The organism is Bradyrhizobium sp. SZCCHNR3119, from assembly GCF_032487775.1.
GTDB lineage: Bacteria > Pseudomonadota > Alphaproteobacteria > Rhizobiales > Xanthobacteraceae > Bradyrhizobium.
In genome coordinates, this window is sequence record NZ_JAUEUV010000002.1 from 486,117 (window position 1) to 508,198 (window position 22,082).

At 62.1% G+C, this 22,082-nt stretch carries 16 protein-coding genes and 1 tRNA gene; 8 read left to right on the forward strand and 9 right to left on the reverse strand.

From position 1 onward, the window contains the following. Positions 1-87 precede the first annotated feature (87 nt). Positions 88-2,181, forward strand: a complete 2,094-nt coding sequence (locus tag QX034_RS29520; protein WP_315728965.1) for an acyltransferase family protein — start codon at positions 88-90, stop codon at positions 2,179-2,181. Here the strand turns inward: QX034_RS29520 and QX034_RS29525 are convergent. From QX034_RS29525 to QX034_RS29540, 4 genes are all read right to left on the reverse strand, one after another. Further along, positions 2,178-2,528 carry a hypothetical protein gene (locus QX034_RS29525; RefSeq protein WP_315703882.1) on the reverse strand — a complete coding sequence of 117 codons (351 nt, stop codon included), beginning with the start codon at positions 2,526-2,528 and terminating at the stop codon, positions 2,178-2,180. The two genes, QX034_RS29520 and QX034_RS29525, sit on opposite strands and share 4 nt — an antisense overlap. Further along, positions 2,525-2,665 (reverse strand): hypothetical protein, encoded by a 141-nt coding sequence (locus QX034_RS29530; protein ID WP_315703881.1) that lies wholly within the window; start codon positions 2,663-2,665, stop codon positions 2,525-2,527. The genes QX034_RS29525 and QX034_RS29530 overlap by 4 nt, the downstream gene beginning before the upstream one ends. 117 nt (positions 2,666-2,782) lie before the next feature. Further along, positions 2,783-2,971: a hypothetical protein gene (locus QX034_RS29535; RefSeq protein WP_315703880.1), complete on the reverse strand. Its 189-nt coding sequence runs from the start codon at positions 2,969-2,971 to the stop codon at positions 2,783-2,785. A gap of 358 nt (positions 2,972-3,329) precedes the next feature. Continuing rightward, on the reverse strand, positions 3,330-4,325 hold the full coding sequence (locus tag QX034_RS29540; RefSeq protein ID WP_315703879.1) for a tripartite tricarboxylate transporter substrate-binding protein: 996 nt from the start codon (positions 4,323-4,325) through the stop codon (positions 3,330-3,332). 101 nt (positions 4,326-4,426) lie between these two features. On the opposite strand from QX034_RS29540, the gene QX034_RS29545 reads away from it, so the two are divergent. The 6 genes from QX034_RS29545 (at position 4,427) to QX034_RS29575 (ending at position 10,144) form a co-directional block, all read left to right on the forward strand. Then, entirely contained in the window at positions 4,427-5,659 is a 1,233-nt protein-coding gene (locus QX034_RS29545) for an HlyD family secretion protein (RefSeq protein ID WP_315703878.1), read from the forward strand. Then, complete coding sequence (locus tag QX034_RS29550) at positions 5,641-7,635, forward strand: glycosyltransferase (protein WP_315704282.1); 1,995 nt, start codon at positions 5,641-5,643, stop codon at positions 7,633-7,635. Before QX034_RS29545 ends, QX034_RS29550 begins: the two co-directional genes overlap by 19 nt. Before the next feature lie 195 nt (positions 7,636-7,830). After that, complete coding sequence (locus tag QX034_RS29555) at positions 7,831-8,334, forward strand: NUDIX domain-containing protein (protein WP_315703877.1); 504 nt, start codon at positions 7,831-7,833, stop codon at positions 8,332-8,334. A 367-nt stretch (positions 8,335-8,701) separates the two neighbouring features. Beyond that, a complete protein-coding gene (locus QX034_RS29560) occupies positions 8,702-8,959 on the forward strand; it encodes a hypothetical protein (RefSeq protein WP_315703876.1) in 258 nt (85 codons plus the stop codon). Continuing rightward, the gene (locus tag QX034_RS29565) at positions 8,956-9,387 is read left to right on the forward strand and encodes a response regulator (RefSeq protein ID WP_315703875.1); all 432 of its coding nucleotides are present in this window, start codon (positions 8,956-8,958) and stop codon (positions 9,385-9,387) included. The genes QX034_RS29560 and QX034_RS29565 overlap by 4 nt, the downstream gene beginning before the upstream one ends. A gap of 683 nt (positions 9,388-10,070) precedes the next feature. After that, positions 10,071-10,144, forward strand: a tRNA-Cys gene (locus QX034_RS29575). 349 nt (positions 10,145-10,493) lie between these two features. On the opposite strand, the gene QX034_RS29580 is transcribed toward QX034_RS29575, so the two are convergent. The 5 genes from QX034_RS29580 to QX034_RS29600 are packed head-to-tail and all read right to left on the reverse strand — an operon-like array spanning position 10,494 to position 20,353. After that, positions 10,494-11,243 (reverse strand): tRNA-uridine aminocarboxypropyltransferase, encoded by a 750-nt coding sequence (locus tag QX034_RS29580; RefSeq protein WP_315703873.1) that lies wholly within the window; start codon positions 11,241-11,243, stop codon positions 10,494-10,496. Positions 11,244-11,293: 50 nt separating this feature from the next. Continuing rightward, on the reverse strand, positions 11,294-14,440 hold the full coding sequence (locus QX034_RS29585; RefSeq protein ID WP_315703872.1) for an efflux RND transporter permease subunit: 3,147 nt from the start codon (positions 14,438-14,440) through the stop codon (positions 11,294-11,296). Beyond that, the gene (locus QX034_RS29590) at positions 14,440-17,565 is read right to left on the reverse strand and encodes an efflux RND transporter permease subunit (protein WP_315703871.1); all 3,126 of its coding nucleotides are present in this window, start codon (positions 17,563-17,565) and stop codon (positions 14,440-14,442) included. Before QX034_RS29590 ends, QX034_RS29585 begins: the two co-directional genes overlap by 1 nt. Positions 17,566-17,595: 30 nt before the next feature. After that, positions 17,596-18,906: an efflux RND transporter periplasmic adaptor subunit gene (locus tag QX034_RS29595; RefSeq protein ID WP_315703870.1), complete on the reverse strand. Its 1,311-nt coding sequence runs from the start codon at positions 18,904-18,906 to the stop codon at positions 17,596-17,598. Beyond that, positions 18,896-20,353, reverse strand: coding sequence for an efflux transporter outer membrane subunit (locus QX034_RS29600; RefSeq protein WP_315704281.1), 1,458 nt, complete (start codon positions 20,351-20,353; stop codon positions 18,896-18,898). Before QX034_RS29600 ends, QX034_RS29595 begins: the two co-directional genes overlap by 11 nt. Positions 20,354-20,768: 415 nt before the next feature. Here QX034_RS29600 and QX034_RS29605 point away from each other — a divergent pair, with 415 nt between their 5' ends. Next, positions 20,769-22,082 (forward strand): NAD(P)/FAD-dependent oxidoreductase, encoded by a 1,314-nt coding sequence (locus QX034_RS29605; protein ID WP_315728969.1) that lies wholly within the window; start codon positions 20,769-20,771, stop codon positions 22,080-22,082.

Here is a 22,082-nt window from a genome sequence, read left to right on the forward strand (position 1 = left end):
CTGACCCCTGTTCGGGCGATCACGACGGCTCGGCGGGGGCGCAGCACTAGACCTTCGGTGCGCGCGAGTGACAGGGGGCCGCTCGACATGCACGGAACCGACAAAAGCAGTGTGTCCGCATTCGGACCGGCGACCAACTATGCGGGCCACTATCGCCCTGATATCGATGGGCTCCGCGGCATCGCCGTACTATCGGTCGTGATCTTTCACGCGTTTCCGGGCGCGCTGCGCAGCGGCTTCGTCGGTGTCGATATTTTCTTCGTGATCTCCGGCTTTCTGATCACATCGATCATCATCAACGGTATCGCCAAGGATCGCTTTAGCTTCGCAACGTTTTACGCGCGCCGCATCAAACGCATCTTCCCCGCGCTCGCCGTCGTACTGGCGGTATCGCTTGCGGCTGGTGCCTTTATCCTTTTGCCGGATGACTACCGCCTGCTCGGTAAGCACACGGTTGCGGGCGCCGCCTTCGTTTCCAACGTTGCACTCTGGCAAGAGGCCAACTATTTCGACGTCGCTGCGGAGACCAAGATCCTGTTGCATCTGTGGTCGCTTGGGATCGAGGAGCAATTCTACCTGCTCTGGCCAGCGCTCATCTGGATCGCCTCGCGATGGCGTCTCAACCTCCTCACCCTATTTGCCGCGGTCTTTGTCGCTTCGCTGGTCTATTGCATCATGATGACGCCCGCGAACCAGGTGATTGCGTTTTATTCTCCCGCCGCTCGGTTTTGGGAGCTCGCCGCTGGCAGCATCCTGGCGCGAGTGTCGTTTGCCGCCCCGCGACCGGCCGCATGGCTCGAAAACAGCGTGGCGACGGTCATTAGCTCGGTTCTTTTCGAGCGGGGCAGCATCGACAAGGAAAAGCTCTATCGGGACTTTCTCTCAATCACCGGGATCGGACTGATCGGCGCCTCGGTCCTGGTGATCACGCGCCAGCACGAATTCCCAGGTTGGTGGGCGTTGATGCCAGTCGTCGGAAGCTACTTCATTATCCTTGCTGGCCCGGGAGCTTTGCTGAACCGACTATTGCTCTCCAATCCCGCGATGGTCTGGATCGGCCTGATCAGTTATCCCCTCTATTTATGGCATTGGCCGCTGCTCGCATTCGCCCGCCATATCCATGGCGGTACACCACCGGCGACCATCCGCGCCGGCTTGATGATGGCCGCGGTCGGCCTTGCTTGGCTCACCTATCGCTATATCGAGCGACCGATCCGTTTCGGTTATCGGCAGCGCTCGATCGTTCCAGCGGTGGCAGCGACCATGGCCGCGGTCGCGATAGTCGGCGTTGTCGATGTCGCGCTCGGCGGGCTGCCTTCGCGCCTGAACCGAAACAGGAGCTTATATGCCGCCTACTTCGAGAGCTATCTGAACGGAACCGGCCACCTCGAGGAACGGGCGCAAATTGGACAGAACCAATGCAATTTCTATGCATGGGATGCCAAGATGCCGACCCTTGTCCCACGCGCGGCGATCGATCCCGACTGTTACACCAAGCATTCTGCCAAAAGCGTTCTGCTCTTCGGCGATTCAATTGCCGCTGATCTCTACTACGGGCTGCGCGAGGTGCTGCCGAAAGACATCTCGGTTCTTCTTATCTTCAGTTCCGGATGCCAGCCCGGCTATTTGGTTCCTCACATCGTCCAGATACATCACTGTGCCATGGCCAACCACTTCGCCATGGAGCGCATCAAGGCCGATCCGCCGGACGTTGTGGTCATGAACTCCAACAACTCGTATGAGATCGACGCCATCCGCAAGGTTTCGGCGATGATCAAGGGCTATGGCGTGAAGCACGTCCTCCTGCTCAGTGAGCGGCCACACTGGAAGCCTTATCTTTATAAGATCATCCTCAACGAATATTGGCCCCAGATGCCGCGGTACATTCCAGGTCACCAGGATGAAGAACTCGCCGCACTGGACGAGAAGTTCAAGGCCGCGCTGCGAAGCGATGAGCCGTTCGAGTTCATCGACGAGAGAAAACCCTTCTGCAATTCAGAGGGGTGCCTCACCTTTCTCGGCAATGATCCTCGCGATGGCATGATTACCTTTGACCACGGGCATTTGAGGCCGTTCGCATCGGTCTGGCTCGCCCGCCAGCAGCTTGGACCGCTGATCATGGAACGACTTGGCGCGGATGACGCGCAACAGGAGCGTGCCACATCACTTACGCTTCCCTAGATCACCAATCCACCACTCACGGTTGTCGCCGTTCCAGGAACCGAGAGGCCGTTGGTAATCAGCAGCGGCTGTTGTTCGATCATCGAGGCACCAATGCTGGAATAACCCGTTGTCGTCGGTTGCGTCCCCAACGTCGCGCGAGCCTTTGCCTTGAGGTGAATAAACTGCCCGACGATGGTTGGACCGGATGGCGCTATCGTGCCAGAGAACGTGCCAGCTTCGCCGCCGTCGAAATGGATCAAATCGCCGAACGTATTCGACACCGTGATATCGCACGGCAGAGGCTGCTGGACGCCTTCCCGACGCGGTCTGAGGTCGACGTCGTACCGATAGAACGCCGTCGTCACGAATCGCCCTCACAAAAGATGATCGCCTCGGTCTGCGAGTTGCGAACCCGGCGCGGCGCGTCCCGCGTGGTCTGGCCAACGAACTGTGCCGAGAAGCCGCCCATGCCCCAGATGCCCGCAAGGCCGCGGCGCAACATCAGTCGGCACCTCAATCCGCATGATATCGCCGTCCCGCTCGACAACGCGCCCATGACTGCCCTCGGCGATCAGGCGAACCTGCGCGGCTCGGGTATCTAAGTCAGTCATCGGGACGATCAACGGGCTACCAGAGGGATGCCCGCCGCATCCGCTTCCTTGATCACAACAGCGCGGATTTCCTCGAACGCGAAGGAGTACAACCCCACCAACTCATTCGCTATGGCCATCGGGTCAACCATTCCGGCGCCCTTCAGGTCCTTCAAGCGCTCCCTGATCTCCTCAATCAACTGCTCATGCTGGGTCATCTGGTCGACTCCATCGGGAGACTCCCAAAATGAGTCCCCTAGGAAAACATACCTCCTGGAAAGATGGGCCTCCAAGGTGAGACTCCCCGAGTCCCATGGATGGATCGCCCTGCGCGGGTGGATGTGTGCTGAGGGAGGAGGGTCCTAAGATAGACCAGTCGGCCCGATCCAATACGCCCCCTCCCCTGGGGCGGCGGTGGCAAGGAAAACATGTCTTGCTGCTCTCCGGCAGTCAATTGCGAGCCCCGAAGGCCCGAATCCTGGAGTTCGATCGATGCATCATCGGCCGGCATCGATCAAGCGCGACGAGCAAACGGCTGGACCGATCCCCGGCGTCGGGCCGGCGCTGGCGACCGCGCTAGTTTACATCGAGACGTTCCGCCTGGATGCGGGCCGTCCAGCGATTCGTCTCGTCCCTTACAAATCCAGTCAGTGCTTCCGGGCCGCGCTGTTTGCGGTCAGGAACAGTGCCCCCAAGCTCGATCAGCCGGTTGCGCACCGTTTCGTCGTCCAGCGTCCTGGACAGCGCATCATTGAGCTTTTCCACGATGATATTTGAGACCCCCTTCGGGGCGAACATCGCGTACCACACGGACAACTCATATTCCGGCAACCCACCTTCCTTTGTAGTCGCGACATCCGGCAGGGTCTTGCTGCGCGACGGCGCGGCGATCGCGTAGGCCTTGACCTTGCCGGCATGGACTTGAGGCGCTGCAATTATGGTCGAATCGCACGTGTAATCGATGCGGCCGCGGGCCACCGCATCCATCAAGGCCGTGGCGCTTTCGTACGGGACAAGGCGCGGAGTCGCGTGGAGCACATGATTGAGCCAACCGCATGCGATAAAAGGAACGGAACCGACGCCCGCATGTCCTTCATCGAGCTTGTGAGAGTTCGTCTTCACGTAATTGATGAACCCGTTGAGGTCCGCGGCAGGGAAATCCCCTCGCCCAAGGATGATGATCGGCGAGGTCGCCACCAGCCCGATCGGTTGGAAATCGATTTGAGGATCGTATGCAAGGTTAGGGTACAACGCCGGTGCAGCCGCATGGGTGCCAGTGTTTCCCATCAACAATGTATATCCATCCGGCGCAGCCTGCTTTACACGCAGCGAAGCGGTCGAGCCGGCCGCCCCCACGATGTTCTCCACCGCCACTTCCTGTCGCAATAGGAGAGACATATGGCCGGCGATGACGCGCGCGACCGCATCGCGCGGACCGCTCGGGATCCAGGGCACCACGAGGGTAATCCTGCGGGCGGGATAGTCGCTGTCCTCGCTGCGAGGCTCAGTAGCCCAAAGCGCTCCACCCAGAATGGTTACAAAAGCCAGCAGAAGCCGTGCCGTCGAAATCATGTGACTTCCCGTCGCTCGGTTCGGACCAACTATTCAAAATTAGCACAATCAGACGTTGATCCAAATCAATGGAACCACTCTAAATCAGTCGATAATGAATTATGGCTTTATGGAACCGGCGGTCCGTTCGTATCACAGTCGGCATTTTGTTGTTGGGAGGCGCCGCCGTTGCGATCCTGCCGACACTGACCGGCTATACGAGTCTTGATGGAACCGTGAACGCACTTATCACGGTGATCTCAGCTCCCATTGACGGCACTGTAACGGTTACTCCGCCCAAAATCGGGACTGCCCTGACGGGAGGAACTGAACTGCTGGGCATCCGAAACGATCAGATCGTCCGCACGGCTGAAGTCCAGATGAGCGCAGAGCTCGAGGCGGCACGGCAGCGGCTCCAGGCCATGGACGCCCGGCGCACCCAACTAATGGCCCTCCGTGAGGAACTTCATACACGTTGGCTGGAATATCAGCAGGCCAGCATTCAGAATCTGACCCAGCAAATCGACATACGACGTCAACAAATAACCACGGCGATGGCGCAGCGAGTGGCGGCCGCGTCCGACCTCACCAGAAAGCAGCGGCTGGGGGTGACAGGTATCGTGGCCGAATCCGTGGTCGAACAGGCGCGGGCAGCCTCTGTCGGCGCCGAAAACGCACGCACCATCGCCGATATGGAACTGGACAGACTGACCCTGCAGCTCGATTCCGTAAGGAAAGGTATCTTCATCGGCGAGGGTCGCAATGATGTGCCCTACTCCCAGCAGCGGATCGACGAGATCTCCATCCAGCTTGCCGAATTGGAATTCAGCGAGCGAGACCTCAAAGCCCGCATCGTCCAGCTTTCCACGCAGCAAGAGGAAGAACACGAACGCAACCGGACATTGGGATACGTGAATTTGCGAATCCCGTTCGACGGGGTCGTTTGGCGCAGCAATGTGGTCGAGGGCTCCCATGTCATCGCGGGCAATGAGCTTATGCAGGTGCTGGACTGCCGCGACCTGTTCGTCGACATTCTCGTAGCGGAAGTCGATTACGACCAGATCTACCCCGGACGCGAGGCGCAGATCCGGCTGTTCGGTCGCTCCGATGTGCTTGAGGGCAGGGTCCTGTCGGTGCGCGGCAGCGCGGCGGTGGTCGACGATGTGGTGCTTGCGGCGAAACCTCCGCAGAGCCGCGGCAAGGACGCACGTATCCGCGTAGGCCTTCCTCAATCGGCGCTGAATTCAGATTATCCAAACTTCTGCCAGATCGGACGTTCCGTCCAGGTCCGGTTCAAGACCCGCTCGCTCCCGATTGTGCGTTGGTTGAGGTCGATATGGTTCAGTATTACTTAGAACCATTCGGCCCGACGCTGCTGGTTGCGGCGGTATTCTTCATTTTTGTCCTGAATTCGCCGCGCCAGCGCACCTGGGTGCGGACGATCACATGCACTTTTGTGCTGCTGGTCTCGCTGCGGTACCTTTGGTGGCGCTTTCACGACACCGTCCTGCCCTATCCCTATGGCGGTCTGACGTTCTACTGGGTGTGGTTTCTTTTTTCCATCGAACTGCTGGCATTTGCCGAGATTGCGCTCTTTCTCCTCATCATGAGCCGTTACGTCGAGCGCAGCGCCGAAGCCGACCGGCTGCAGGCGGCGTTCACGGCGCGACCGCAGGAAGAGTGGCCGACCATCGACATCTTTATCCCAACGTACGACGAGCCCATCGACGTGCTCGAACGCACCATCGTCGGATCCCTCGCGCTCGATTATCCGAAGGACAAATTCAGGGTCTATGTGCTCGACGACAAGCAAAGGGATTGGCTGAAAGTCTTGTGCGAGGAGAAGCGAGCCATCTACGTGTCTCGGCCGGACAATTCACATGCGAAAGCCGGAAATCTGAACCATGGCCTGGGAATTTCGTCCGGCGAATTCGTCGCGATCTTCGATGCCGACTTCGTCCCCTACCGGCAATTTCTCCGCCGGACGGCACCGTTCTTTCGCGACCCGACAATCGGCATTGTGCAGACACCGCAGCACTTCTTCAACAAGGATCCCATCCAGTCAAATCTTAGCATTGAGCGCGTCTGGCCGGACGAGCAGCGGCTGTTCTTCGACGAGCTGGCGGCGAGCCGGGACGCATGGGACGTCTCCTTCTGTTGCGGCTCGTGTTCGATCATTCGCAGACGAGCGATCGAGGCGATCGGAGGCATTCCCACCGAGTCCGTCACCGAGGACCTGCTCACGACGCTTGAAATGCTGAACAAGGGCTACAAGACACGCTATTTGAACGAGCGGCTGTCGATGGGTCTGGCCGCAGAGAACCTCAGGGGCTATTTCATTCAGCGCAGCCGCTGGTGCCTCGGGGGAATCCAGAGCCTGTTCGTGAAAAATGGCCCCGTCCATGGGCCCGGCCTGACTCTCCTGCAGCGCATCATGTTCATGCCGACGAGCTGGCTGATCCAGTACATCGTCCGCTTCTGTCTCCTGATAGTTCCCATTGTCTTTCTGTGGACCGGAGTTGCTCCGCTCTTTTTCACCTCGACTGAAGACATCATCTACTATCAGATGCCAGTCTTGCTGGCCTACTTCCTCCTCATGAAATGGATCACGCCATCGCGATATTTACCTGTCGTGTCGAACGCCGTCGGTGTGTTTGCAACGTTTCGCCTGCTGCCCACGGTGATCATGGCCCTCATCAAGCCGTTCGGGGCTCCCTTTAGGGTAACCCCAAAAGGCAGCGGAGCCGGCCAGGGCTATTTTGACGGATACACATTTTCCTGCATCTCAGTGTTAGTCACACTTACCGTGCTCGGCGTCATCATCAACATCGTTCCTGAATGGTCGACCATACGCAAGGGCGAGTTTTCGGTCGTCGCCATGTATTGGGCGGGAGCAAACGTCGTGCTGCTCGTGATCGCTGCCCTCATTTGTTTCGAGAAGCCTCGCGTACCAGTAGTGGCGTTCTTTATTGGTGAACCGGCCAGCGCACGATCCAATCGGGGACGTGTTCCCGGACGACTCATCAGCATGTCGCTGGAATCCGGCACTCTGGAGGTTTTGCAGGACGAGCCGCTTTCCGTCGGCGACAATATCCTCATCGAAGCCGCCGGGTTTCCTCCTCTCCCGTCCCGCATCGAGAGCATTACCAGAGGGGCGGCACGGAAGACCTCGATCCGGTTCACGCACGAACTGGATGCGGCTTCACGTGATCGCCTGATCGTGAAGCTCTATACCGGAGACTACTCGCAGGAGATTCGCACGCTCGATACGCTTGCGATCATGCGCGGATTGTGGAAGCGGGCTTTCGGCCGAACTGCGATAGGTGTGTAGCCGCTTTCGAGGTTGGGCTCGGCGAAGATATTTCTCGCCAAGGATACGATGCGGTGCGGGCGGTGGACATCGGACTTCGCTTGACGATGTGGTTCGATCTCGACCTCGAAGATTCCGCATCGCTGCCAGCCAATGTACTTGACGCCCTGTGAGCAGTCGGGCAAGCGAGGCCCCTGCTCGGAGCTCGGTTCGCCCATGCCTATTTCTGCCCATATGAAGGCCGTTCGCGACAAGATCGGCCACGACCTTCTGGCGACGACGGCTGTTTCCATCTCGATTTTCGACGATCAGAATCGGCTGCTGCTGGGGCTCGACGCCGAGACCGGCCTATGGACCTTGCCTGGGGGCGCGATCGATCCCGACGAACATCCTGCCGATGCGGCGATGCGCGAATGTTTCGAAGAGACCGGGCTCCTGACCCGTCCGGAACGGCTGATCGGCGTGTTCGGCGGTCCGGAATTTCTGATCCGGTATCCGAACGGCGACCTCACCTACTACACCGTCATTGCATTCGAGGCGTCGATCATCGGCGGTGCCCTGACGCCCGATGGTGACGAGATCGCAACGCTCCGCTTTGTCGATCCGATCGAGTGGCAGAATCTTTCGGTGTCGCCCTCGAGCCGCATCATCTCGCGGCAGGCGTTCGCGAGGGAAAATGCGCCGTTCTTTGCTCGGCCAACCTGGCGGCCTCAGGGCTGAACCCATAGCAATGAATTCGCCTGTTTGCAGTTGCTTGAAGAGGGAAACAAGGCGCGACCGCGGTGCCTGCTCGAATGAAAGAGGCCATTCTGCCTGCGATTAATCGTCTTGCCGTTAGTCTGCCGCGCAGCACCGGCATAGTCCGGCCAACTTACAGGCAAAATGACACGCACCTTTGCATGCTAGGGTGCATAAAACGCGGAATTTGACGAGCGCGGCAACATAACGCCCGCGCGCATCACAAAACTTCTGGTTGCAAAACAGGAACAATTGATTCAGGCTGCAAGTCTTGGCGATGCAGCTAGGTCAATCTCAGCGACCCGCTCGTCGCGTGTGTCCTTCAGTCTGGCTGACACTGAGGTGGCCAATGCCCACCATCCTTGTCATCGACCACGATCGAGCACCCGGCACCATCCGGGAATTCATCAAGATCGACCCCACCATCCCCACCCTCGCCCCATCGCATTACGCCTTCACCGATTGCCGACAGGGGGATCCGGCCGCGGTCGGCTCGGCCATCAAGGTGGGTGCCACTGCTGCCCAGCAAGCGCCGTTAGATATCGTCGACGTGCTGGCAACCGTAGACCGAGCCGGCGAAGCATCCTTCATCCGGAGGGTATCATGAGGAACATCCTGGTCGTCGACGACGAGGTGGGGATCTGCTGCATGATCCAGCATCTGCTTATCAGGCAGGGCTATGCTGTTACGGCCATGACCGATGGCAGGGCGGCCCTTGCAGCGGTGGCAAACGACGAATACGCCGCCGCTCTCATCGACCTCAACCTTCAGGGGATCGATGGCAGCAACGTGATGCGGGCAGCGCGGGCGGTTTGGCCCGTCATGCCAATCGTCATGATGTCGGCGATGGTTCTGGAATCCGGGCGTGGCGCGCCCGACTTTCTCGGCATGTCGGTCAGAGTGCCGGGTCTCTACAGGTTGGCCAAGCCGTTCGATCCGAACGACCTCGCACAGCTCATGCAGGAGATCCTGCCCTCCTCTGCCGCGATTGTCGCCGGCGAGATGCAGACTTGGCCGACAACGACTTCGAACTGAACGGGCCTACCCTGGTGCTGGGCGCTGCTTGCCGGGGCGGGATCGGTCGGCACTCGGCTGCATTCTCGTCCCGATCACGTGCCCGCTAACGATCGGCTCGCGCATCGCGTCCCATCCGTTCGGGGGGCTTCCGGATCCAGGAGCGGTGAAATGTTCCCGGGGAAATGTGATTTTACTCACGTGCTGCGATCTTTGACCTCCGCTAACGTCAGCGCGAGAGTGAAGTGGCCGGTAACCAATGCCCGGATCGGCGACAGATCATTAGAATTAGAGCGAATCGCTCAACCGGTCGAAAGAACTGTTTTGCGATGGTGCGCACGCGAATGGCGTGAGGGCATCATGGGTGAAGTTGAGTACGAGTTATTGCTGGACGTTGTGCGAACGGCGATTGCGCCGGAGCCCCAGGCCCACCAAGAGATCGTCACGATGCCGCGCGTGCCCTCGAGATCTTTCGCATTGCCCAAAGCCGCGAACGACAATCAGACCCCCTGGCCACTGATCCCGTTTCCTGACGGCTGGCATGCGGCCTGCTGATTGAACGAGGCGTGGCCGCTGGCGGTCGCGCGTGGCGATCAGTATTCCGGTCCGAGAGGCGGCACGAATAATCCGGGGAACCGGCACCGGATGGCGGCGAGAATGGTTGCCTAGCCCACTGATCGCCTGTATTGAACCGCCCTGAATGGGGCCACGTGGCGGAGTGGTTACGCAGCGGTCTGCAAAACCGTTTACACCAGTTCAATTCTGGTCGTGGCCTCCATCAATCTTCTCAATGACTTAGAACCATCTCCTGCGGCCGCGTCGAGGCTCGTTCCGGCGCGCTCAGACGGGAAGATCGTCGATCCCGCCGGGATACGCGGCCCGGAACCGCGGCCATGTCAGCAACCGCCCGGATTGCGAGGCCGAACAGCACGGCGCGGCCGTGTCGCGGCGCCCCCCGGGGGTCCGCCTCTGCGCGTAATCGCGCAGCTGTACCACGTTGGATTCTTTATCGTCTTGCTGCATAGGCTCCATCCTCGCCTCATGCTGCAATGCAAAAAGCGTACCGATGGTCCCTGGAGCACGATCCGGCAAAGTGGAAACCGGTTTTCTGAAAAGATCGTGCTCCATCAAAGAGATGATACCGCGCGCTTATGACGCCGATCCCGATTCCTCCGGGGCTTGGGGGGCGGCGTGAGTTCCGGATTTACCCGCTGCACCTCGCGGTAGCGTGACAGCATCCGTTCGAAACTCGCATTCAGCGTGGCGGCGATCTCCGGGCGGTGCTCCAGTGCGCCGATCAGCATCCCAGCCGCCTCGATGGTCGACAGCCCATCGCGGCGCGGCTCGCGACGGAGACGGCCGTAGCGGGACGGATAGCGCGGACCCAAGATCACGCGCTGGCACTTGAGCATCCAGGGATTGCGCCACCACAACGCCTTGGCCTGGCTCCAGGTACCGTCGAGCAGGATCACGCCTTCGATCCCTTTCAGGACGCCGCGCTGGTTCTCGGCGACCTCGCCTTTGCGCGTGAGCGCGACAACCTCACTGTCCGGATCGAGATCGGCAGCCTTGGCCGACCCGAGATACAGAACCGCCCAGCGCGCCGGATCCGCCACCGGGCGGCCCAGCGCCTTGGCTAGGCTCGGCCAGGACAGGCCGACACGAACGACGGCTTTTTCGAAATGCTGCGCGGCCAACCGTGCGGTGCCAAGCGCCCGGTCCTGCTCCTGCGGATGCTGCAGGATCAGGAGCGAAAGGCGGCTCGCGATCGGAGTGACGCTGTCGCAAATGCAGAGCGGCATCTGCTTCTGGCAGCGTGGGCAATCGGGATGTTCGCCAAGCTGGTCCGCGACGAGAGGTTCTTTGGGATCTGACATTTCCCGGCTATAGGCCGAGTGTCGCGATCCGACAACGGGCAAGCCACGCGCTACGAACCAGGTACGGTCGGCGGCCAAATCCAGCGGGCCAGGGTGACGACAAACCAGCCGATCTTGGATAGCAGGCGGAAATTCCGGACCCGATCGATCAGCAGATAGATGACCGGCGTCGTATAGAGCGTCAGCACCTGGGACACCAACAGCCCGCCGATGATGGTGATGCCGAGCGGGCGGCGCAGTTCGGTTCCCGGGCCGGTCGCGATGACCAGCGGAATGCCGGCGAACAGCGCGGCCATCGTCGTCATCAGGATGGGGCGAAAGCGCGCGGAGCACGCCTCGAAGATCGCATCCGCCGAGGACAGCCCGCGCTGCTGCTCGGCCTCCAGCGCGAAGTCCACCATCATGATCCCGTTCTTCTTGACGATACCGATCAGGAGGATGATGCCGACAAAGGCGATGACGGTAAGCGGCGTGTTGGTGATTTGCAGGGCCAGCAGCGCGCCGAGTCCGGCGGACGGCAGAGTCGAGATGATCGTGAACGGATGGGCCAGACTCTCATAAAGCACACCGAGCACGATATACATCGCCGCCAAAGCGAACAGGATCAGCACCCACTGGCGCCCGCTGGTCTTGGCGAAGTCGCCGGCATTGCCGTCGAAGCTGCCACGAATGCCCTCGGGCATATGCAGCTCGTCGACCGCACGCTGGATGTTCGCGGTCGCCGCCTGCAACGTTACGTCCGGCAGCAGGTTGAACGAAACCGTGGTCGACGGAAACGATTGCGAATGGAAAACGGCGAGCGGCGACAGGCCGCGCTGGGCGTGCACCACCGCTGACAGCGGCACCTGGGTGTCACCGCTGCCCGCCACGTAGATACGGTCGAGGTTCGACGGATCGGTCTGGAATTTCGGATCGGTCTCGATCACCACCATGTATTGGTTGCGCTGGCTGTAGACGATCGAGATCTGACGCTGCGCAAAAGCATTGTTCAGCGCGTTGTCGATGTCCTGCACACGAACGCCGAGCATCGACGCCTTCTGCCGGTCGATCGTGAGCGACAACGCCAACCCGCCGGGATCGCGATCGCTGGAAATATCGGTGATCCCCTCCACCGTCTCCATGCGCTTGGCAACGATCGGCGCCCATTTCTGCAACAGGTCGAGATCGGGACTGGTCAGCGTGTACTGGTAATCCGAGTCGCTCTGGCGCCCGCCGGTGCGGACATCCTGGGCGGCAAACATGAACAGGCGAATGCCCGGCACCATGGCGAGGTTGTGCCGGAGGCGGTCGATCACGAGTTGGGTCGAGATGCCGCCGCGCTCCTCGGGCGGCTTCAGGCTGATGAACATGGTGCCGCGGTTCGAGGTGCCGCCGCCAGGCCCGCCACCAGCGCCAATGATCGAACCAATGCCGGCAACTGCCGGATCGGCCATGACGATGTCCGCAAGGCGTTGCTGCAGCCCGAGCATCGACTGGAACGAGATGTCGGCGGAGGCGCGGGTGGCGCCGATGACAAAGCCGGAATCGTCAATCGGGAAGTAGCCCTTCGGGGTCTTGATGTAGAGCGTCACCGTCAACGCGATCGTGGCGAAGAACACCAGCAAGGTGAGCAGCGGGAAGCCGAGCACCCCGCGCAGGCTCCAGGCATAGAAGCGGACCATCCGCGACAACGTGCCCTCGACCAGCCGGTCGAACCAGCTGGCGCGGTCCGAGATCGCTTCCTTGATGTATTGCGCGCAGATCATCGGCGTCACCGTCAGCGACACCACCGTGGAGACGACGATCGCAAAAGTCAGCGTCAGCGAGAATTCGCGCAACAGCCGCCCGACCACACCTTCCATGAAGATCAGCGGGATGAAGGCAGCGACAAGCGAGAGACTGATCGAGAGTACGGTGAAGCCGATCTGCCTCGCTCCTTCGAGCGCCGCGCGGAACGGCGGCATGCCGTGCTCGAGATTGCGGTACATGTTTTCGATCATGACGATGGCGTCGTCGACCACGAAACCTACCGAGATTGCCAGTGCCATCAGCGACAGATTGTCGATCGAGAAGCCGGCGAGCCACATCCCAGCACAGGTGCCGGCGAGCGCCAGCGGTACGGAGACGCCGGCTGCGATCGTCGGAACAATCCGGCGCAGAAACACGAAGACCACGACCATCACGAGCGCTGCGGTCGCGAGCAACGTCCACTGCATGTCATCGACGGAGGCGCGGATCGTGCCGGTGCGATCGACCAGAATGGAGATGTCGAGGCCGGCCGGAATCCATTGCTTCAGATCCGGGATCAGCGCCCTCACCCGGTCGACCGTCTCGATCACGTTGGCATCGCCCTGCTTGCTGATCTGGATCAGCACCGCCGGCTGCTTGTTGAACCAGGCTACCTGGCGCACGTTGCGAACGGAATCCTCGACATCGGCGACGTCGGACAGCCTGACGAAATTGCCGTTGGAGCTCTTGATCAGGATGTCCCGAAATTGCACCGCATGGCGCATCTGCTTGTTGATCGCAATCGTCTCGCTCTGGCGGCCCCCTTCGAAAATGCCGACAGGCCCGAGCGGGTTGGCGTTCACGATCGCTGTCCTGACATCGTCCGTGGCGATGCCGGCATTGGCGAGCGCGACCGGGTTGAGCGCGATCCGCACCGCCGGCTGGTCGGCGCCGCTCACGGTCACATTGCCTACACCAGGTACCTGGAACAGCCGCTGCGCCAGCACGGTATCGGCTACGTCGTAGATGGCGCTGGTCGACATCGTCTTCGAGGTCAGGGCCAGCACGAACACCGGCGCTGCGGCCGTGTTCGCTTTCCGGAAACGCGGCAACGCCGGCAGATCGCTCGGCAGGTCCGCCAGCGCTGCATTGATCGCGGCCTGCACGTCACGCGCGGCCTTGTCGATATCGCGCCCGATCGAAAACTGGATCTGGATATTGGTCGTGCCGAGCGAACTCGTCGAGGTGATCTGATCGACGCCGGAGATTTCTCCGAGCCGTCGCTCCAACGGCGCCGCGACGGTACCTGCCATCACGGACGGATCGGCGCCCGGACGCGTCGCAGAGACGAAGATGGCCGGAAAATCGACGTTGGGCACTGGCGCGACCGGCAAAAACACGTAAGCCACGATCCCGACCAGGAACAGCCCGATCGAGAGCAGCGTGGTGCCGACCGGCCTCCGAATGAATGGCTCGGAGATCGACGCCATTACTGGATGCCCTCTGTGGCCCCGGCGATCGGGGGCGCATCGGGGCCGACCGGCGGCAGCGCCCGCTCCAGGGAGCGGTTGATGCGGTCGAGCGCGAGATAGATCACGGGCGTCGTGTAGAGCGTCAGGAGCTGGCTCAGCAGCAGGCCGCCGATGATGGAGATGCCGAGCGGAAAGCGCAGCTCGGAGCCGGTGCCGCTTTCGATCGCCAGCGGCAGCGCACCGAACAGCGCGGCCAAGGTTGTCATCATGATCGGGCGAAAGCGCAACAGACAGGCCTGCACGATCGCGTCATAGGGCGACATGCCCTCCTTTCGCTCCGCCTCGAGTGCGAAATCGATCATCATGATCGCGTTCTTCTTGACGATGCCCATCAAGAGGATGATGCCGATCAGGCCGATGACCGAGAGATCCTGCCCGAACGCCATCAGCGCCAGAATGGCGCCGACGCCGGCCGACGGCAGGGTCGAAAGAATCGTGATCGGATGGATGTAGCTCTCGTAGAGCACACCGAGCACGATGTAGATCGTCACGACAGCGGCCAGCACCAGCCAGGGCTGGCCGGCGAGCGATTTGGAAAATTCGGCGACATCGCCGGAATAGACGCCGCCAATGCTGCCGGGCATGCCGATCCGGTTCTCGATCGTCTTCACCGCATCGACCGCCTCGCCGAGCGAGGCACCCGGCGCCAGGTTGTAGCTCAGCGACACCGCAGGAAACTGCGCCTGGTGCGAGATCGCGAGCGGAGCCGTGGTCCGCTTCAATGTCGCGACCGCCGAGAGCGGCACCTGGCCGCCGGCGCCGGGCAGATAGAGTTTCGACAGCACGGATGGGTCGCGCTGATACATCGGCAGCGCTTCCAGCACCACGCGATACTGATTGGCCTGGCCGTAAATGGTCGAGATCTGCCGCTGCGCGAACGCATCGTTCAGCGTGTCGGTCACGCCCTGCAGATTGACCCCAAGCTGGCCGGCGCGCTGCCGGTCGATCGTGAGCTCGGCACGCAGACCGCCGTCCTGCGCCTCCGACGAGACGTCGCGGAACAGCGGATCGCGGCGCATCTCCGCGACCAGCCTGCCCGCCCATTTCGACACTTCAGCCGCATCCGTGCCCGTCAGCGTGTACTGATATTGCGAGCGGCTCGACTGCGTCGAGATCTGCACGTCCTGCACCGGCTGGAAATAGACCCTCATGCCGGGAATGACCGCGACCTTCTGCTTCAGGCGGTCGATCACGACCGCGACATTGTCGCGCCGCTCGCCGAGCGGCCTTAAGGTCATCACGAACTTGCCGACATTGGTGGTCGGGTTGACCGAGCCGGCGCCGATCACCGAAACGACGCCAGTGACGTCAGGATCGGATTGAATCGCAGCCGCCGCATCGGCCTGACGCTTCTGCATCTCGACGAAGGAGACGTCCGGCCCCGCCTCGGTGACGGCGGTGATCGATCCGGTGTCCTGCAGCGGCAGGAAACCCTTCGGCGCGACGACATAGAGCGCAATGGTCGTCGCCAGCGTCGCAAAGGTCACAGCCAGCGTGGCGCGCTGGCGCTCCAACACCCACAGCAACGTCCGGTGATAGAAGGCGACGGTGCGATCGATGAACCGACTGATCGCCATGAGGCCCGGGATCACCCACTCCTCATGCGTATGCTTGAGCAGCCGCGAGCACATCATCGGGGTCAGCGTCAGCGACACCACCGCCGAGGTCACCACCGCGATCGTCAGCGTGAGCGCAAATTCGCGGAACATGCGGCCGACCAAGCCGGTCATGAACAGCAGCGGGATAAACACGGCGATCAGCGACACCGTCAGCGAGATCACGGTGAAGCCGATCTCGCTAGCGCCACGCAGCGAGGCGCTCATCGCCGACTCGCCCTCCTCCATATGGCGGACGATGTTCTCGATCATCACGATGGCGTCGTCGACGACGAAGCCGGTGCCGATCGTGAGCGCCATCAGCGATAGATTGTCGAGGCTGAAGCCGGCGAAATACATGATGCCGAAGCTCGTGATCAACGACAGCGGCAATGCAACGCCGGCGATGATGGTGGCGCGCATCGAGCGCAGGAACAGCAGCACCACCAGCGTGACCAGCACCACGCTGAGGACCAGCGTGAACTGCACGTCATGCACCGAGGCCCGGATCGTCACGGTGCGGTCGCTGACGATGTTCAGCTTCACGCCGGCCGGAATCGTCCGCTGCAGCTTCGGGATCTCGGCCCGGATCTGGCGGACGACCTCGATGACATTGGCACCGGGCTGACGCTGGATGTCGATGATGACGGCCGGCGTACCTTGGTACCAGCCGCCGGTGCGCTCGTTCTCCAGCCCATCGACGATGGTCGCGACGTCGGCAATCGTGACCGGCGAGCCGTTGCGATAGGCGATGATGATCGGCTTGTAGGCGTCGGCGGCCGCGATCTGATCATTGGCGGTGATGGTGTAGGCCTGCTGCGCGCCGTCGAGCGAGCCCTTCGGCCCCGAGACATTGGCGCCGGCGATGGCACTGCGCAGATCCTCCATGCCGATGCCGTAAGCGGCCAGCCGCCCCAGGTCCGCCTGGATGCGCACGGCGGGCTTAAGGCCGCCGAGGACGGAGACGCGGCCAACCCCGGACACCTGGCTCAGGCGCTGCGCCAGAATGGTGTCGGCGATATCGCTCATCGCGCGCAGCGAGATCGTGCCCGACGTCAGTGCGAGCGTCATCACCGGCGCGTCGGCCGGATTGACCTTGGCGTAGGTCGGCGGATACGGCAGCGTCTTCGGCAAGACGCCGGCGGCGGCATTGATCGCCGCCTGCACGTCCTGGGTCGCGCCGTCGATGTCGCGGCCGAGATCGAACTGCAACGAGATCTGGCTGACGCCGAATGAGCTGGTCGAATTCATCGCGCTCAAGGACGGAATCTGGCCGAGCTGCCGCTCCAGCGGCGCGGTGATCAGCGACGCGATGACATCGGGGCTCGCGCCCGGCAGCTGCGTCGTCACCTGCACCGTCGGGAAATCGACCTGCGGCAGCGCCGAGACCGGCAGCGCGAAATAGCCCAACAGACCGCCGATCAGGAGCGCCACCCCGAGCAGCGACGTCGCGATCGGACGACGAATGAAGGGTTCGGATACGCCCATCCGCACGAGGCTCCTAGCCGCTGATCTGCGTCATGGCTGCGGCCTCCCGCCACCGCCTTTTGCCTGGCCCTTGGATTGTTCCTTGGGCTGATCCTTGCCCTGCGCATTCCGGCTGCCGCGCTTGCGTGGCGCCAGATCGGCGGTCGGGGTCTGCTCATCGTGACCGACGATCACCTTGGCACCATCGGCCAGATTGGCAAAGCCGGTGGTCACAACCCGGTCCGAGGACGTCAATCCGCTGGCGATCACCGCCTCGGACTCATTCTGCTGCGTCACCGTGACAGGGCGCGCCGAAACGATATCGCCCTCGCCGACCACATAGCTGAAGGTGCCGACGGGCCCCCGCTGCACGGCGGCGGTCGGGACCACGATCGCGCTGGCAAGGGTCTCCACCTTCAGCCGAACATTGACGAACTGTCCCGGCCAGAGCTGGAACTTCGCATTGGGAAATTCGGCCTTGAGCTTGAGCGTGCCCGTTGTCGAATCCACCTGGTTGTCGATGCCCTTGAGCGTCCCGGTATCGATCACGGTCACGCCGTCATTGCCGAAGACGTCGACGGCAAGCGGCCCGGCGCCCGCTGCTGCGTTGACCCGCATGATCTGCTGTTGCGGCAGGCTGAACTGGACTGCGATGGGCTGCAGCTGGGTGATGATCACGAGGCCGGTCGCATCGGCCGCATGGACGATGTTGCCCTGGTCGACCTGGCGCAGGCCGGCGCGTCCCGAGAGCGGCGCGACGATCTTGGTGTAGCTCAACGTCGCCGCAGCATTGTCGATGGCGGCCTGATCGGCCTTGATCAGCGCCTGCTGCTGCGCGACCGTCGCGCGCTGAGTATCGGCCTGCTGCTTCGAGCCGGCATTGCTGGCCGCGAGTTGCTCATAGCGCTGCAGATCGAGCTTCTGGTTGGCGAGCTGGGCCTCGTCCTGCGCCTTCTTGGCGACCGCCTGGTCGTACTGCGCCTGGTAGATCGCAGGATCGATCTCGGCGAGCACGTCGCCCTTCTTGACGTCCTGTCCTTCAACGAAATTCACCGCGATCAGCTTGCCGTCGACCTGCGAGCGCACCGTCACCGTGTTGAGCGCGCGCACCGCGCCGACTCCGTCCAGATAGACCGGGACATCCTTGGTGATCGGGGTCGCGGCAAGCACGGGGACCGGCAGGTCCGGCCGCTGCATGCGCAGCCCGGCCTGCCGCTGCTGGATCGCGCTCCACCCGATGTAACCGAGACCACCGAGGATCACGAGCGTCAGCACGGCCGCGACCAGGCGCCGGCCCCGCCTGGATCGCTTTACAGGCTCACCCTTTGTGTCGGTTCGTTTCTGGTCCGGTTTAAAGAGCATCGACCGGTTTCTCCACTTTCGGCTCCCAGCTGCCCCCCAGCGCCTGATAGAGGCTCACGATGGCCTGGAGCCGTGCGAGCTGCGCTTGCCAATACACGTCTTCGGCCTGAAATAGCGTCAATTGCGTATTCAGCACGGTCACGATATCGGCAGTGCCGGCGCGCAGTTGCTGTTCGGAGAGTTGGAACGCCCGCCGCGACGATGCCAGCACGTCACGCTGCAGCTGCAGCCTGATCGTGGTCTGTTTGATCGAATACAGCGCATTATCGACGTCGGTGAAGGCCTGGACCACCGTCTTGCGATAGGTCTGCAACAGCTCATCCTGGCGTGCCTTGGCGTTCTCGAAATTACCGAGAATCCGGCCGCCGTCGAAGATCGGCTGGGTCGCACTGCCGACCAGGCTGAAGAAGGCGGCATGCGGCTGGAACAGCGACACCAGCGCCGAGCTTTGATAGCCGCCTTGTCCGGTCAGCTGAATGCTCGGAAAGAATTGCGCGCGTGCATTGCCGACGTTTGCGGTTGCAGACGCCAGTTGCGCCTCCTGGCGGCGAATGTCCGGACGCTGCGTCAGGAGCTCCGAGGGCAGCCCCGGCGTCACGCGTGGCGTCCTGATCTGGTCGAGGGAACCACCTTTGACATGGATGCTTTCGGGGGGGCGCGACACCAGAACCGCCAGCGCATTGATATTCTGGTCGAGCGTCTGCCGCAGCGGCGGCACGGCCGCCTTCTGGTTGGCCAGCACGCTCTCCTGTTGCGCGACGTCGAGATCAGTGCCGGTGCCGGCCTTCTGCCGCTCGCGGATGGCATCGAGCACGCGCTGGGCGCTGGCGATGTTGCGCTCGGCGGTACGAAGACGATCTTGAGCGGCGAGCACCTGGAAATAGGCGTTGGCGACGCTCGCGAGCGTGGTCAGCGCCGTTACATCGCGATCGAAGCGGTTCGCGATCGCGGTTTCCTCGGCGGCCTGGAGCGCATCACGGTTCTGGCCGAAGAAGTCGAGCTGGTAGCTCGCCGCAAGCGAGGCTTGGTAGTTGACGACCTCGCGGCCGCCATTGGTGAGGCCGCTGGCGCTGGATCCGGAGGTGCGTGAATAGGTCTCCTGCCCCGTTGCCGTGAGGCTGGGCAGTAGCGCTGCGCCGGCCTGCCGGGCCAGCGCGTCGGCCTGCTTGAAACGGGCAACCGCCGCGGCGATGTCGAGATTGACCCGCTGCGCCTCCTCCATCAGCTCGGTGAGCTGCTTCGAGCCGAAGCCGCGCCACCAATCCAAGGAGGGAGGAGCGACCGAATCCGCCCCTGCGGCGTGCTTGTAGCGACCTGGGACGTCAAGCGCCGGATCCGGAAGATCCTGGGTCAACAGGCAGCCGGCCGAATTCGCCGCAAGTCCGACCGCCGCCAGCCATCGGATCGCACGACGCAAATGCGGGCGTGCCGGCCTGGCCGCCGTCATCACGCCAAACTGGGTCACATCCGGTCTCCGCAGGCCGAAGAAGCCGCAAGGGCGGAGCGCACGCGCGCATAGGTGCAGGCGCGGGCGGCCTCGTCGACGACGATGTGCAAGCTGGACACGAACGTAATGCTTCCCTGTGATCTTGCCGATCATACTACCCGCGCGAACGCACGACGGACAGTCCTGCCGCAGCTCTGTCCCCTTCGCGGCAATCTCCTTCCGCTATCCAGAATGGGACGGATTCCCCGCATTTTTTGCGGTTTTCTGCGGCCAAAGCGGCCTCGGCACAGCCCGCATTCTTACCAAGATTTCATATCCGGCGAACCATTTTGACCGCAGCTGTGCTGTCAAAGCCGCGCCTGAAACCTTTCACGGGACGCACCGTATCTCGCACATCCTGGTCGGGGGGCTTTGAATGCGAGTCGCAGTGATTGGAACGGGAATTGCGGGCAACGCTGCGGCCTGGGCGCTGTCACGGCATTATCCAGTTACTGTATATGAGCGCGAGCTTCGCCCGGGCGGCCACAGCCACACGGTCACGATCGACTATGATGGAGCCCCGATTGCCGTCGATATCGGCTTCATCGTCTACAACGAGCTCAACTATCCCGAGTTATCCGCCCTCTTCAACCACCTGGGCGTGGAGACGATCGAAAGCTGCATGAACTTTGCGGTTACGGCGGACGAAGGCCGCTTCGAATGGAAAGGCGGCGGCAATACTTGGCTCGAGACGGCCAAGGGCCTGTTCGCCCAGCCCGCCAATCTGCTCTCCTCGTCGTATCTTTGGATGCTGCGCGACATTGTCACCTTCAACGAGCAAAGCGTCGCCGACTTCAAGGCCGGCCGGCTCGCAGGCCTCTCGCTCGGCGAGTATTTTCGCAGCAACCATTTCGCCCCGCGCCTGCTCTCCGATTATCTGGCGCCGATGGGCGCGGCGATCTGGTCGGCACCGGCCTCCGAGATTCTCGACTTTCCGGCCGAGAACTTCATCGCCTTCTTCAACAACCATCGTCTGCTGCAATATCACCGGCCGGTGTGGCGCACCGTCAAGGGCGGCAGCCGCAACTACGTTCAGAAACTGACGTCCGCCTTTCGCGGTTCGCTGCGGCTCGGCTGCGCGGTAACGGCGGTCGAGCGAACATCCCAGGGCGTCGTCGTTCGCGACAGCTTCGGCCACCGCGACAGCTACGATCACGTCGTCATCGCTGCCCACAGCGACCAGGCGCTTTCGATGCTGAGCGATGCCGACACGCAGGAGCGCGACGTTCTCGGCGCTATCAGATATTCCCCGAACACGATCTACCTGCATCGCGACATCAGGCTGATGCCAAGGCGCCAGCGCGCCTGGGCCTCATGGAATTTCCTGCGCTGGCAACGCGAAGGCACGCCGCTCAATGACGTCGCGGTCACCTATTGGATGAACAATCTGCAGGGCATCGACCCGGACAAGCCGCTGTTCGTCAGTCTCAACCCGCCCTTTGCCCCGGCCCCCGAACTCACCTTCGGCAAGTATCTTTGCGAGCATCCGCAATACACTGCCCCGGCCTTTGCCGCGCAGAAGCGACTGCCGGACATTCAAGGCCATCGCCGCACCTGGTTCTGCGGCGCCTGGACCGGCTATGGCTTTCATGAGGACGGGCTGCGCTCCGGCCTCGCCGCAGCGGAAGCTCTGGGCGCGGTCGCGCCCTGGCGCAAATTGCCGCCACAGCTCGCTCAAGCTGCGGAATGA

Coding starts and splice junctions, on each gene's coding strand:
- QX034_RS29520 (WP_315728965.1), top strand. CDS start 88: ATGCACGGAACCGACAAAAGCAGTGTGTCCGCATTCGGACCGGCGACC.
- QX034_RS29530 (WP_315703881.1), bottom strand. CDS start 2,665: ATGTTGCGCCGCGGCCTTGCGGGCATCTGGGGCATGGGCGGCTTCTCG.
- QX034_RS29535 (WP_315703880.1), bottom strand. CDS start 2,971: ATGACCCAGCATGAGCAGTTGATTGAGGAGATCAGGGAGCGCTTGAAG.
- QX034_RS29540 (WP_315703879.1), bottom strand. CDS start 4,325: ATGATTTCGACGGCACGGCTTCTGCTGGCTTTTGTAACCATTCTGGGT.
- QX034_RS29545 (WP_315703878.1), top strand. CDS start 4,427: ATGGCTTTATGGAACCGGCGGTCCGTTCGTATCACAGTCGGCATTTTG.
- QX034_RS29550 (WP_315704282.1), top strand. CDS start 5,641: ATGGTTCAGTATTACTTAGAACCATTCGGCCCGACGCTGCTGGTTGCG.
- QX034_RS29555 (WP_315703877.1), top strand. CDS start 7,831: ATGCCTATTTCTGCCCATATGAAGGCCGTTCGCGACAAGATCGGCCAC.
- QX034_RS29560 (WP_315703876.1), top strand. CDS start 8,702: ATGCCCACCATCCTTGTCATCGACCACGATCGAGCACCCGGCACCATC.
- QX034_RS29565 (WP_315703875.1), top strand. CDS start 8,956: ATGAGGAACATCCTGGTCGTCGACGACGAGGTGGGGATCTGCTGCATG.
- QX034_RS29580 (WP_315703873.1), bottom strand. CDS start 11,243: ATGTCAGATCCCAAAGAACCTCTCGTCGCGGACCAGCTTGGCGAACAT.
- QX034_RS29585 (WP_315703872.1), bottom strand. CDS start 14,440: ATGGCGTCGATCTCCGAGCCATTCATTCGGAGGCCGGTCGGCACCACG.
- QX034_RS29590 (WP_315703871.1), bottom strand. CDS start 17,565: ATGGGCGTATCCGAACCCTTCATTCGTCGTCCGATCGCGACGTCGCTG.
- QX034_RS29595 (WP_315703870.1), bottom strand. CDS start 18,906: ATGCTCTTTAAACCGGACCAGAAACGAACCGACACAAAGGGTGAGCCT.
- QX034_RS29600 (WP_315704281.1), bottom strand. CDS start 20,353: ATGACGGCGGCCAGGCCGGCACGCCCGCATTTGCGTCGTGCGATCCGA.
- QX034_RS29605 (WP_315728969.1), top strand. CDS start 20,769: ATGCGAGTCGCAGTGATTGGAACGGGAATTGCGGGCAACGCTGCGGCC.